At 57.4% G+C, this 12,868-nt stretch carries 13 protein-coding genes and 1 tRNA gene; 10 read left to right on the top strand and 4 right to left on the bottom strand.

Annotation, left to right across the window (positions count from 1 at the left end):
• Positions 1 to 128: 128 nt before the first annotated feature.
• Positions 129 to 350, bottom strand: coding sequence for a head-tail connector protein (locus ACFPLB_RS11465; RefSeq protein WP_378229707.1), 222 nt, complete (start codon positions 348 to 350; stop codon positions 129 to 131).
• A 2-nt stretch (positions 351 to 352) separates the two neighbouring features.
• Between ACFPLB_RS11465 and ACFPLB_RS11460 the strand changes: the two genes are divergently transcribed.
• The 9 genes from ACFPLB_RS11460 (at position 353) to ACFPLB_RS11420 (ending at position 7,066) form a co-directional block, all read left to right on the top strand.
• Positions 353 to 853 carry a DUF2924 domain-containing protein gene (locus ACFPLB_RS11460; RefSeq protein WP_378229701.1) on the top strand — a complete coding sequence of 167 codons (501 nt, stop codon included), beginning with the start codon at positions 353 to 355 and terminating at the stop codon, positions 851 to 853.
• Entirely contained in the window at positions 850 to 2,169 is a 1,320-nt protein-coding gene (locus tag ACFPLB_RS11455; RefSeq protein ID WP_378229699.1) for a recombinase family protein, read from the top strand. The genes ACFPLB_RS11460 and ACFPLB_RS11455 overlap by 4 nt, the downstream gene beginning before the upstream one ends.
• Positions 2,166 to 2,564: a hypothetical protein gene (locus ACFPLB_RS11450; protein WP_378229697.1), complete on the top strand. Its 399-nt coding sequence runs from the start codon at positions 2,166 to 2,168 to the stop codon at positions 2,562 to 2,564. The genes ACFPLB_RS11455 and ACFPLB_RS11450 overlap by 4 nt, the downstream gene beginning before the upstream one ends.
• A 136-nt stretch (positions 2,565 to 2,700) precedes the next feature.
• Positions 2,701 to 3,057 (top strand): ArsR/SmtB family transcription factor, encoded by a 357-nt coding sequence (locus ACFPLB_RS11445; RefSeq protein WP_332714007.1) that lies wholly within the window; start codon positions 2,701 to 2,703, stop codon positions 3,055 to 3,057.
• Positions 3,050 to 3,574, top strand: a complete 525-nt coding sequence (locus ACFPLB_RS11440; RefSeq protein WP_332713234.1) for an arsenate reductase ArsC — start codon at positions 3,050 to 3,052, stop codon at positions 3,572 to 3,574. Before ACFPLB_RS11445 ends, ACFPLB_RS11440 begins: the two co-directional genes overlap by 8 nt.
• A gap of 7 nt (positions 3,575 to 3,581) precedes the next feature.
• A complete protein-coding gene (gene arsC, locus ACFPLB_RS11435) occupies positions 3,582 to 4,007 on the top strand; it encodes an arsenate reductase (glutaredoxin) (RefSeq protein WP_332713231.1) in 426 nt (141 codons plus the stop codon).
• Positions 4,008 to 4,037: 30 nt separating this feature from the next.
• Complete coding sequence (gene arsB / locus ACFPLB_RS11430; protein WP_378229694.1) at positions 4,038 to 5,108, top strand: ACR3 family arsenite efflux transporter; 1,071 nt, start codon at positions 4,038 to 4,040, stop codon at positions 5,106 to 5,108.
• Positions 5,109 to 5,119: 11 nt separating this feature from the next.
• Entirely contained in the window at positions 5,120 to 5,872 is a 753-nt protein-coding gene (gene arsH, locus ACFPLB_RS11425) for an arsenical resistance protein ArsH (protein WP_332713226.1), read from the top strand.
• A 3-nt stretch (positions 5,873 to 5,875) separates the two neighbouring features.
• A complete protein-coding gene (locus ACFPLB_RS11420) occupies positions 5,876 to 7,066 on the top strand; it encodes an MFS transporter (protein ID WP_378229692.1) in 1,191 nt (396 codons plus the stop codon).
• A gap of 354 nt (positions 7,067 to 7,420) precedes the next feature.
• Here the strand turns inward: ACFPLB_RS11420 and ACFPLB_RS11415 are convergent.
• The 3 genes from ACFPLB_RS11415 to ACFPLB_RS11405 all read right to left on the bottom strand — a co-directional run bounded on the left by ACFPLB_RS11415 (position 7,421) and on the right by ACFPLB_RS11405 (position 9,718).
• A tRNA-Ser gene (locus tag ACFPLB_RS11415) sits at positions 7,421 to 7,510 on the bottom strand.
• A 313-nt stretch (positions 7,511 to 7,823) separates the two neighbouring features.
• Positions 7,824 to 9,233, bottom strand: coding sequence for a type I glutamate--ammonia ligase (glnA, locus tag ACFPLB_RS11410; protein WP_378229690.1), 1,410 nt, complete (start codon positions 9,231 to 9,233; stop codon positions 7,824 to 7,826).
• Between the two features lie 146 nt (positions 9,234 to 9,379).
• Complete coding sequence (locus ACFPLB_RS11405) at positions 9,380 to 9,718, bottom strand: P-II family nitrogen regulator (RefSeq protein ID WP_378229688.1); 339 nt, start codon at positions 9,716 to 9,718, stop codon at positions 9,380 to 9,382.
• A 249-nt stretch (positions 9,719 to 9,967) separates the two neighbouring features.
• On the opposite strand from ACFPLB_RS11405, the gene ACFPLB_RS11400 reads away from it, so the two are divergent.
• Entirely contained in the window at positions 9,968 to 12,757 is a 2,790-nt protein-coding gene (locus ACFPLB_RS11400) for a valine--tRNA ligase (protein WP_378229686.1), read from the top strand.
• The last annotated feature ends 111 nt before the right edge of the window (positions 12,758 to 12,868 follow it).

The following is a 12,868-nucleotide window of genomic DNA, read 5'->3' as shown; positions in this document are numbered from 1 at the left end:
GAAGGTAATCTTGCCCCAGACCGTAAACTGGTCCTGCCAGTCGGGATCGCCCGGATGACCCGTCCAGTCAGGTTCGGCGACATCGCGCTGGAGGGTGAAGCGATTGTTGAGATCGCCTGCGCCAATCATCAGAGCTGCATCCTGCGATAGGGCGCAATCAGAGCTTCCACGGCAAAGGGCAGTGAAGCCATGCCTGCTGAACTGGTCGCCTCGCGGTTTTGATACCAGTGGCCGACTAGTAGCAGGATCGCGACTTTGAGCGGGTCCGGAACCGTGCTGGTCGAGGGTGGTCCCGGCTTGGTCTCGTACCCAGTGGTCGTCGCAAACCGAGCAACCGAGTTGGAGAGCAGGAATGAATCAAGCAGTCAGGAAACGCACTGGAAGCCGAAATAATCTGCCTGATGCCGACACGTCGGTCCTGGCGCGATTGGCGGCGCTGAAGCGGATGTCAGTCAAGGAGTTGAAACTGAAGTGGGAGGCGCTGTTCGACACGCCGGCACCGAACAACAGCCGCGGCAATCTGGAATTGCGACTTTCCTGGCGCATCCAGGAGCTGGCGCTGGGTGGCCTTTCTCGACAAACCACCAGGATGCTGGATCTGCTGGCCGACGAGATCGACGGCAAGTCCGGCAGCAAGGCGATCATCGCCGATCCGCGCAATCCCGTTGTCGGCACCAGGCTGGTGCGCGAATGGGATGGTGTCGAGCACACGGTGACCGTCCTGCGCGATGGCTTCGAGTGGCAGGGACGCCGCTTCAAGTCCCTATCTGCAGCTGCGCGCGCGATCACCGGCAGCAACTGGAATGGCTATCGGTTCTTTGGTCTTGGCAATGCGCGCAGGAGTGAACGATGAATATTCGACAGCCTCAGCGCCGTTTGCGCTGCGCGATCTACACGCGCAAATCTTCCGAGGAAGGCCTCGACATGGAGTTCAACTCGCTCGATGCCCAGCGTGAGTCCTGTGAGGCCTATATCGCCAGCCAGCGCTCGGAAGGATTTGCTGCCATTCGCGAGCGCTATGATGATGGCGGCCACTCTGGCGGCACGCTGGAACGACCCGCATTGCAGCGGCTGCTGGCTGATGTCGAAGCCGGACTGATCGACGTCATCGTCGTTTACAAGATCGACCGGCTGTCGCGATCGCTGATGGACTTTTCCAAGCTGGTCGAGATTTTTGAACGCAATCAGGTGACGTTCGTCTCCGTCACCCAGTCCTTCAACACCACGACGTCGATGGGACGTCTGACGCTCAACATCCTGCTGTCCTTCGCGCAGTTCGAGCGCGAGGTGATCGGTGAGCGTATTCGCGACAAATTTGCGGCCTCGCGCAAGAAGGGCATGTGGATGGGTGGCTATGTCCCGCTTGGTTATGATGTCCGCGACCGGAAACTGGTGATCAATGAAGAGGAGGCCAAAACGGTCAGGATGATCTTCGAACGCTTCGTGGCAATTGGATCGGCCACCACGATGGCGAAGGCGCTGGCAGCTGAGGGCATCGTCAACAAACGCGGCAGGCTGATCGACAAGGGCTTTCTCTACAAGCTGATCAACAATCGCATCTATATCGGCGAGGCTGTGCATAAGGGAACCAGCTATCCGGGTGAGCATGAGGCGATCATTGATCGTGAGCTATGGGAGGCGGTCCATTCCATTCTGAAGACCAGTCCTCGGCTACGTGCCGCCGCGTCGAGAAACCAGACCCCTGCGATGCTGAAGGGGCTGATTTTTACCGACACCGGCACCGCGATGACGCCGACGGCAACCAAGAAGGGCAGCAAGCTCTATCGCTACTACACTTCGATGGACCTGATCCGGAACCGGACGACGGATGCGGCTGGACCCCAGCGCCTTGCCGCCGGCATGGTCGAGGATGCCGTCATTGGTGAAATCCGCCGGATGGTCGCCACGCCCGAGCTCCGGGCGCGGGCGCTCGCCGCCCTGCAAGCCGACACGCCGGACGCCGACAAGAACGCAGTCATTGCCGCGCTCGGTGAGTTTGATGCGTTGTGGGCGTCGCTGTTTCCGGCCGAGCAGATGCGCATTGTCCAGTTGCTCGTGGCGCGCGTCACGGTTGGTGCATCAGGCCTTGCCGTCGATCTGCGCCATGACGGCATCAAATCACTGGCGCGGCAGATGATGGCGCCGCAGATCGAAAAGGATGCGGCATGACGGAAAACACCATCCGCGTGGTAATCCCGCTCACTGTTCGCAAGAAGAACGGTCGGCCGAAGATCCTGCCGCCAGCAGATCATGTGCCCGCCGAAGCTCGGATGCAGGACGCGCATGTGCTGCGCGCTATAGCTCGCGCCTGGAACTGGCGGCGCAGGCTGGAGCGCGGCGAGGCCTCGACCATTGCCGATATTGCCAAGGCCGACAATGTCAGCGATCGTTACGTCAGCCGAATGGTGCGGCTGGCCTATCTCGCGCCGGACGTGCTGGAGAAGCTCGTCATCCACCGCATTCCGCCCGCGTTGTCGCTCAACGATCTGATGGCCATCGCAGACCTGCCGTGGCCAGAGCAGATGGAGGCGGTATTCGGCACGGCATTAGGTTCTACGCCGTAAGGCAGCTTTCGACCCCCTTGCGGAAATTCCGAGCCAAACGGCTACGATCCGAAAGCGGCCGTAAGCTTCGACCGGGGTTGCCAAGCCTAACAAAGCTGCTTTATATCTCAATGGTCCTTGAAGCATTGAGACGATGATGAACGAGCAACAAGCCCTTACTGCATTTGCTGCACTTTCCCAGGAAACGCGACTGCGCATCGTTCGGCTGCTGGTGACGGCCGGTCCCGATGGTATGGCCGCTGGCGCGATCGGCGAGGCGATGGATGCCTCATCCTCGCGCATGTCGTTTCACTTGAGCCACCTTGAGCATGCCGGACTGATTGGATCACGCCGCGAGGGCCGGTCGATCATTTACAGCGCTACTTATCCGGCGCTTTCCGGACTCGTCGAATTCCTGATGCGGGATTGCTGCCAAGGTCATCCCGAAGTGTGCCAGCCAGCCGTTGCAGCTCTGTCGTGCTGTGACCCAATCACGAGTGATGCCCATGCCTGACCCAATTTATAACGTGCTATTTCTCTGCACCGGCAACTCCGCTCGCTCGATCCTTGCCGAAGCGATCTTGAACCAAATGGGAAATGGCCGTTTCCGAGCCTATTCAGCCGGTAGCCAGCCCAAGGGACAGGTTCACCCACTGGCGATCGAGACGCTTCAACACTTCGATTTTCCGGCCAATGGGCTTCGGTCGAAAAGCTGGGACGAGTTTTCCGGCCCATCGGCACCGGTCATGGATTTCGTCTTTACGGTTTGCGACAACGCCGCCGGCGAAGCGTGCCCGATATGGCCGGGCCATCCAATGACAGCGCATTGGGGCATTGAAGACCCGGCGGCGATTTCCGATCCGGTCGAACAACGGACGGCCTTTGTGACCGCCTTACGCTACCTGATGAACCGGATTTCGGCGTTCACTGCCCTGCCTGTCGCTTCTCTCGATAAGTCGTCCCTCAAGGTGCGGCTGAACGAAATCGGGCGAGCCGAAGGGGCGACCAAGCCCCGAGACAGTGCGGCGTGAGGGCGGCATGGATATTATCATCTACCACAATCCTGACTGCGGCACCTCGCGCAACACGCTCGGCCTGATCCGCAATGCCGGCGTCGAGCCGCACATTATCGAGTATCTGAAATGTCCGCCGACGCGGGCGCGCCTCGCCGACCTCATTAGCCGCATGGGAATAACCCCGCGCGACCTCCTGCGGGAAAAGGGCACGCCCTACGCCGAGTTGGGGCTGGACGATCCAAGCCTTGGCGACGATGCCTTGATCGACGCGATGATGGACCACCCGATCCTGATCAACCGGCCCATCGTCCTAACGCCCGCCGGGGTGCGCCTATGTCGGCCATCCGAAGCGGTCCTCGATCTTTTACCGCCACAGCGCGGGGAGTTCATCAAAGAGGATGGCGAGCGCGTCGTGGATCAACACGGCCGCAGGGTCGCGTCTGCCTGATCCTCATACTTATTGTATTGGAGAGTTCCCATGGCTTCCGTTGAGCCAACTTCACGGCTGTCGTTCCTCGACCGCTACCTGACGGTCTGGATTTTCGCGGCAATGGCCCTCGGCGTCGTCCTCGGCACGCTGTTCACCGATTTGCCGAACACGCTCGATGCCATGTCGGTCGGGTCGACGAATATTCCGATCGCGATCGGCCTCGTCCTCATGATGTATCCGCCGCTCGCCAAGGTGAAGTACGAGGAACTGCATCAGGTGTTTGCCGACAAGAGGGTGCTGATCCTCTCGCTCGTGCAGAACTGGCTGATCGGCCCGACGCTGATGTTCGTCCTCGCGGTCATCTTCCTGCGCGATCATCCGGAATATATGACGGGACTGATCCTGATCGGGCTGGCCCGCTGCATCGCCATGGTACTCGTCTGGAACCAGCTCGCGCGCGGTGACAACCAGTACGTAGCTGGCCTTGTCGCCTTCAACTCGATTTTCCAGATCCTGTTCTTCTCGACCTACGCATGGCTGTTCCTAACGGTTCTGCCGCCGCTCTTTGGCTTAGAAGGCAGCATAGTCGATGTTGGCTTCTGGACCATTACCGAAGCGGTATTGATCTATCTCGGCATACCGTTCCTCGCCGGCTTCCTGACGCGGCGCATACTGATCGCTCGCAAGGGGGAGGGCTGGTACGAACGCGAATTCCTGCCGCGGATCGGCCCGATCACACTGGTGGCACTGCTTTTCACAATCGTAGCAATGTTCAGCCTGAAAGGCGGCGACGTGGTGCGCCTGCCATTCGACGCCGTGATGATCGCGATCCCGCTGACGGTCTATTTCGTGGTCCAGTTCGTCATCAGCTTCGCCATGGGCAGGCTGATCGAGGCCGATTATCCCCGCACGACCGCGATCGCCTTCACCGCCGCCGGAAACAATTTTGAGCTGGCCATTGCCGTTGCCATTGCCGCGTTCGGCCTGGCTTCACCGGTCGCTTTTGCAGCCGTCATCGGTCCTCTGGTCGAAGTGCCTGTGCTGGTGCTGCTCGTTCACGTCGCGCTGCGTCTCGGCCGTCGCTGGTTTCCCGCGACTGCGCCAGCGACAGCCCGATAGGAGAGCTCATCATGCCACTACGAACACTCATCGCTCCCGATTACCTGCCTGCTCTCGATCCGCGTTTCGTAATAGAGCGGCCCGGAATTGGCTTGGGTCTGGCGGATAACCCGCCGCGTATCCTACTGCTCTACGGATCGCTCCGGCCTCGGTCCTTCTCCCGGCTGGCGACGGAAGAAGCCGCGCGACTGCTGCAATTCTTCGGCGCGGAAACCCGAATTTTCGATCCGAGCGAATTGCCGTTTCCCGATCAGGTGACGAAGGATGATCATCCCGCGGTCCATGAGTTGCGCGAGCATGCGCTTTGGTCAGAAGGCATGGTTTGGTGTTCGCCGGAGCGCCATGGTCAGGTCACGGGCCTGATGAAAGCGCAGATCGATCATTTGCCGCTCTCGATCGGCAGTGTTCGGCCGACGCAAGGTCGGACGCTCGCGGTCATGCAGGTATCAGGCGGCTCTCAGAGCTTCAACGCCGTCAACACGCTCAGGCTTCTCGGCCGCTGGATGCGCATGTTTACGATCCCGAACCAGTCGAGCGTCGCCAAGGCATACCAGGAATTCGATGAAAACGACCGTATGAAGCCGTCGAGTTACTATGATCGGATCGTGGACGTGATGGAGGAACTGGTACGTTTCACGATCCTCACGCGTCCGCATGCCGGTCAGCTTGTTGATCGATATTCAGAGCGAAAGGCGGCAGCGCTAAAGCACGATCCAACGACCGACAAAAGCGCAATTAGCGCACCTCAAAAGCAGCCCGCATAGACGATGGTCAGAGCGAATCGGCTGACGGTCCATGCTCTTGGCGTAGTAATGATCTTCACCTGGGGCAGCACCTACTATCTGATCGCCGTTCTTGCCGCGCCGATCGTTAACGATACGGGTTGGCCGCTTGAATGGGTGGTCGGTTCTCTTTCGCTCGGGTTGCTGGTCGCAGGGCTTTCCGCGCCTACAATTGGGGATGCAATATCGAGACACGGCGGACGGCCAATTCTGGCGCTTGGCTGTCTCATTATCGCCGTAGGTCTGGCAATGATTGCGGCCGCGCCAAACCTGGCGATCTTCATGGCCGGGTGGGCGGTTCTCGGCATTGGCATGGCCGCCGGGCTGTACGATGCCGCATTCTCGACCCTCGGCGGGATCTATTGCGAGAAAGCCCGCCCCTCGATCACGACGCTGACATTGTGGGGAGGCTTTGCGAGCACGGTTTGCTGGCCACTTTCAGCCGCTATGGTCGACGCGGTCGGCTGGCGCGGGGCTTGTTTCGCCTATGCGGCTATTCTCGTTGGCGTTTGTCTGCCCTTGATCCTCGCCATGGTGCCGCAAGCCACACGGCCGCTTAAACAGTCCAGTATCGACGCCGATGCAACGCTCGTGCTCTCGCCTCGGGAACGAGCCATGTTCTGGCTATTCGCCTTGATCCAGATCATCGCAGGCCTGTTCGTCACGATCGTCGCGGTACATCTGCTCACGCTCCTGCAAGCCAGAGGCATATCCCTGGCTGAGGCGGTCACACTCGGCGCGCTGATCGGGCCAGCCCAAGTCGGCGCGCGGGTTCTGGAAATGCTCGGTCGCGGTCGCCATCATCCAATGTGGACGCTAAGTGCAGCGGTTGTTTTATGCGCTGGCGGATTGATCGTTCTAGCGGCAGGGCTGCCGATTGTTGGGCTGGCGCTGATCCTCTACGGCGCAGGGAACGGCATCTTTTCGATCGCGCGAGGGGCGCTTCCGCTCAGTCTCTTTGGTCCGGAGCAATATGCACCTATCATCGGACGGCTTGCCCGCCCCGGCCTGATTGCTCAAGCTGCTGCCCCCATGATCGGAGCAATTTTGATTTCCAGGCTTGGTTATGACGCTCTGCTTCACGTCATAGCAGCATTGGCAACGATCAACGTCTTGATCGCCGGCATGCTTTGGCAGGTCGTTCGACAACGTCCGCTTGGAAGGGTTGACTGCTGAAAGCTGTCTTTCCGCTTTCCACCCCGTTGCCGACTTTACCGATATCGCCTCGTTGCACTGCGTCCTATTCCGCTCGGAAACGTCCATCTCGGGTGTCTCTGTTCAGGCTGGCTGGTGGCGGCACCCGTTACAACTCGGGCGTAGTTCTAAAGCCGCAAGACATTGAAATCATGCCACACTTTTCGACCGAACCGAATTGGCCGAGGTTCGCATGGTTTGAGACAAAAGCCGTTCAGAGACTAGAAACCGGCGTTCTGGCAGTCTCTGAGGTTCGGTCGCCCCTGCTAAACCCCTTTGAAATCGAAAGGATTTTGGGCGTTCAGGGCAGCATGTAGGGAGTTTGCAATCTGATAGTGGCGGAGAGAGAGGGATTCGAACCCTCGATAGAGTTACCCCTATACACGCGTTCCAGGCGTGCGCCTTCAACCACTCGGCCACCTCTCCGTAATGTGTGCAAGCACTGGCTGGTTTTGCCATGCTGGTCGGAAATACACACTTTCCCTGGATATGGGCTCAAACCCGTTATTTGCCCCTGACCGAAGGGCGAAATATCCTGCGTACATCGGCAAAACACCGTGTACGGGCTGCATCTAGTCGATCCGCGGCCAAATGCCAAGACATAACCGACAAACAATCTGTTTATGATCAAAATTTTGGTCTGTTGGTCGCCTCAAGCCCTTATGAAGCAGGGATAATGGGAGCGCCCGGCTGCATAAAGGGCGAGCGCTCCCGTTTCAGATGTACTCAGCCATCGGTTTTAGACTGAATAATACATGTCATATTCGACCGGATGTGGCGTCATTTCAAAGCGCATCACCTCGGTCATTTTCAGTTCGATGAAAGAATCAATCAGATCATCGTCAAACACGCCACCGGCCTTGAGGAAACCGCGGTCCTTGTCGAGGCTTTGCAAGGCTTCACGCAAGCTGGCACAAACGGTCGGGATTTCCTTCAGCTCTTTCGGCGGCAGGTCATAAAGATCCTTGTCCATCGGCTGGCCCGGATGAATCCGGTTCCTGATACCGTCAAGACCTGCCATCAACAGTGCGGCAAAAGCCAGATACGGGTTGGCGCCTGGATCGGGGAAACGGATTTCCAGACGTTTTGATCTGGGTGAGGAGCCGTGAGGAATGCGGCAGGAAGCCGAACGGTTGCGCGCTGAATAGGCCAGCAGCACCGGAGCCTCATAGCCGGGAACCAGTCGCTTGTAGGAATTGGTCAGCGGGTTGGTAAAGGCATTGATGGCCTTGGCGTGCTTGATGATGCCACCGGTGAAATACAGGCAGCTTTCAGACAGACCGGCATATTCATTTCCGGCAAAGGTCGGCTTGCCGTCTTTCCAGATCGACATATGCACATGCATGCCTGAGCCATTGTCGCCGAAAATGGGTTTGGGCATGAACGTGGCGGTCTTGCCATAGGCATTGGCAACCTGATGCACGACATATTTGTAAATCTGCATCTTGTCGGCATTGCGCACCATGGTGTCGAACTTGATGCCAAGTTCGTGCTGGGCAGCGGCCACTTCATGATGATGCTTTTCCACACGCACGCCCATTTCGGTGAGCACGGTCAGCATTTCCGAGCGCATATCCTGACAGGAATCGATTGGCGGAACCGGGAAATAACCACCCTTCATGCGGGGGCGGTGGCCCAGATTTCCTGTCTCGTAGCTGGTGTCATCATTGGAGGGAAGTTCGTTCGAATCGAGTCGGAACCCGGTATTGTAGGGATCGGCCTTGTATTTCACGTCGTCGAAAATGAAGAACTCGGCTTCCGGGCCGACAAAGATCGTGTCGCCAATGCCTTCCGACTTCATGAAGGCTTCGGCTTTTTTGGCGATGGAGCGCGGGTCGCGATTGTAGGTTTCGCCAGATATGGGGTCGAGAATATCGCATATGATATTCATGGTCGCCTGGGCAAAAAACGGGTCCATATGCGCCGTTTCGGGGTCGGGCATCAAAACCATGTCGGATTCATTGATCGCCTTCCAGCCGCCAATGGAGGAGCCGTCAAACATGACGCCATCGGCGAACATGTCTTCATCAACCTCGGCAACATCCATGGTGACATGATGCAGCTTGCCTCGCGGATCGGTGAAGCGCAGATCGACAAACTTTACGTCATTGTCCTTAATCTGGTTCATGATGTCGGCGGCTGTGGTCATTTTCGGGTTTTCCCTGGTTGGAGATTATAAAGCCTGTCTCCCGAATTTAAGAACCGGTTTCGGGATAAAGACATGCGTAAAACAAGGACTTAAAGCGTAGAAAGTGAACCTGAATGGTCACAATACGCTTTAGAGGGTAGCAGTTTCTAGATGGCGTCAGCGCCGCTTTCGCCGGTGCGAATACGGATGACATCTTCGATATTGGAGATAAAAATCTTGCCGTCCCCAATGCGTCCGGTCTGGGCGGCCTTGCGGATTGCTTCCACTGCGGCATCGACAGCATCATCATGAACAACAAGCTCTATTTTTACTTTGGGCAGGAAGTCGACGACATATTCCGCACCGCGATAAAGCTCGGTGTGGCCTTTCTGACGCCCAAAACCCTTGGCTTCCGTCACGGTGATGCCTTGCAGGCCGGCATCCTGCAAAGCCTCTTTTACCTCATCGAGTTTGAAGGGTTTTATGATGGCTTCAATCTTTTTCATATGTTGGCCTCCAAGGCGAGAAAAAAATTATCCGGGTAAAATTTTTGTGCAACAAAGCTTGCTAAAGCTCTTTGTCTGACTGTCCAGATGCCATTGCAGAAAATTTAGGACATGTGGTTATTTTATGCGCGCAGGCATCATCTTGCATCCTAGTACCCCGGATTGGTTGACTTGGCACGGCCCATCCGATTTACCGTGGTAATAAATTTACCGTGGTAACAAATTCCTGATATTCCGGGCCTCAACTCCATGCTTGAAAAAACTTACGACGCAAAAACCGTCGAGCCAAAAATTGCCAGAATCTGGGACGAGGCGGACGCCTTCCGTGCCGGAGCGGGTGCGCAAGAAGGGGCTGATCCTTTCACAATCGTCATTCCGCCGCCCAATGTCACCGGTTCGCTGCATATGGGCCATGCGCTCAATAACACCTTGCAGGATATTCTGGTGCGTTTTGAGCGTATGCGCGGCAAGAATGTGCTGTGGCAGCCGGGCATGGACCATGCGGGCATTGCCACCCAGATGGTGGTTGAGCGCCAGCTTGCAGAAAAAGGCATTCACCGCCGTGACCTTGGCCGCGAGCAGTTCATTGACAAGATATGGGAATGGAAAGCCGAATCTGGCGGCTCCATCTTTAACCAGCTCAAGCGGCTGGGGGCTTCCTGCGACTGGTCGCGGGAGCGTTTCACCATGGATGAGGGCCTGTCCAGGGCGGTGCTTGAAGTTTTTGTCACGCTTTACAAGCAAGGGCTGATCTACAAGGACAAGCGCCTTGTGAACTGGGACCCGAAGCTGCTGACCGCCATTTCCGACCTTGAGGTTGAGCAGCGCGAGGTCGATGACAATCTGTGGCATTTCCGCTATCCAATCGAGGGCGAGGTTTACGACCCGGAAAATCCGACCACTTATGTCACCGTGGCGACCACCCGGCCTGAAACCATGCTGGGCGATACGGGCGTGGCCGTTCATCCTGACGATGAGCGCTATGCCGGGCTGGTGGGGCGCAATGTCGTGCTGCCCATCGTTGGCCGCGCCATCCCCATTGTTGCCGATAATTATTCAGACCCTGAAAAAGGTACGGGTGCAGTCAAGATCACCCCGGCGCATGATTTCAATGATTTTGATGTGGGCAAACGCCACAGCTTGCGCGCCATCAATGTGCTGACCACGGAAGCGAAAATCGACATTTTGGACAATGAAGATTTTCTTGAAGGCATTGAGATCACACCATTGCGTGAAAGCGTGTGGGAACAGCTCCATGGCATGGACCGTTTTGAAGCCCGCAAGCTGATTGTGCAGATCATGGAGGAGGGCGGTTTTCTTGGCCGGATCGAGCCGCATCGCCATATGGTGCCGCATGGCGACCGGGGCGGTGTGCCCATCGAGCCTTTTTTAACCGACCAGTGGTATGTCAATGCAGCCGAACTGGCAAAGCCCGCCATTGCCTCGGTGCGGGAGGGGCGCACCAATTTTGTCCCCAAAAACTGGGAAAAAACCTATTTTGACTGGATGGAAAACATCCAGCCCTGGACGATTTCGCGCCAGCTCTGGTGGGGGCATCAGATTCCGGCCTGGTATGGTCCCGATGGCCATATTTTCGTGGAAAAAAGCGAGGAAGAGGCGCTGGAAACCGCCATTCAGCATTATCTGGCGCATGAAGGGCCATGGAAGGCATGGGTGGAAGAGCGGCTGGAAAACTTTGAACCGGGCGCCATTCTCACCCGTGATGAGGATGTGCTCGACACCTGGTTTTCCTCTGCCCTGTGGCCATTTTCAACGCTTGGCTGGCCCGACAAGACCCCTGAACTGAAGACCTATTACCAGACTGATGTTCTGGTGACCGGCTTTGACATTATCTTTTTCTGGGTCGCCCGCATGATGATGATGGGCCTGCACTTCATGGATGAAGAGCCGTTCCACACCGTTTATGTGCACGCCTTGGTGCGCGACAAGAACGGCGCCAAAATGTCGAAGTCGAAGGGCAATGTCATCGATCCACTGGATCTGATCGACGAATATGGGGCGGATGCGCTGCGCTTCACATTGACCATCATGGCTGCGCAGGGGCGCGACGTGAAACTCGATCCGGCCCGTATTGCCGGATATCGCAATTTTGGCACCAAGCTGTGGAACGCCACGCGCTTTGCGCAGATGAATGGCGTGGTGCGCAATGATGATGTGTGGCTGGGCGATGCCAGGCTGGCGGTCAATCGCTGGATATTGACGGAACTGACGCGCACGGCAAATGCCGTGACCGAAGCCATTTCCAGCTATCGTTTCAACGAGGCTGCCGGTGCTGCCTACCGCTTTGTCTGGAATTTCGTCTGTGACTGGTATGTGGAACTGTTAAAGCCGGTCTTTATGGGTGATGACGAGGAAGCCAAGGTTGAAAGCCGTGCCTGTTTCGCCTTCGTTCTGGACGAGATTTACAAGCTCTTGCATCCGATGATGCCGTTCATGACCGAGGAGTTGTGGGCGCAGACGGCAGGCGAGGGGCGCGAGCGTTCAACCTTATTGTGCCATGCAAAATGGCCACAGCCCGAATTTGAAGATGAGGACGCGGCAGCCGACATCAACTGGCTGATTGATCTGGTGTCCGGTATTCGCTCGGTGCGTTCTGAAATGAATGTGCCGCCAGCAGCCATTGCGCCGCTGATTGTGGTTGATGCCAATGCAACCACGCGCGAGCGTCTGACCCGGCATGAGGCGGCCATTCGCCGGCTGGCCCGCATTGGCGATACCACATTGGCAGATGCTGTGCCCAAGGGGGCGGCAGAGCTTCTTTTGGGGGAGGCAACCGTCTGCCTGCCGCTTGGGGAACTGGTTGATCTCAAGGCAGAGGAAGCGCGATTAAAGAAGGATGTCGCCAAGGCCACGCAAGAGATTACGCGTCTTGCCGGAAAACTCTCCAACGAGAAATTTGTCGCCAATGCGCCCGAAGAAGTGGTGGCGGCCGAGCGCGAAAAGCTGGCGGAGTTTGAAGAAACGCAAGCGCGGCTGGCGATGGCGCTGGAGCGGGTGCGCTCTGCTGCGCAAGGCTGATTTGTAAGGTTTCATTTACCTTGATTTGATTTATGTATTCGACAGATTCGGGGTGCGAATGCACCCTTGAATCTGTCGTGTATGGGGATGAAGCGTGCTGTGCCCGACCGG

The sequence above is a fragment of the Aquamicrobium segne genome (genome assembly GCF_042656785.1).
GTDB lineage: Bacteria > Pseudomonadota > Alphaproteobacteria > Rhizobiales > Rhizobiaceae > Mesorhizobium > Mesorhizobium segne.
The sequence above is the reverse complement of the archived record's forward strand: the minus strand, read 5'-3'. Positions and strand labels throughout refer to the sequence as shown.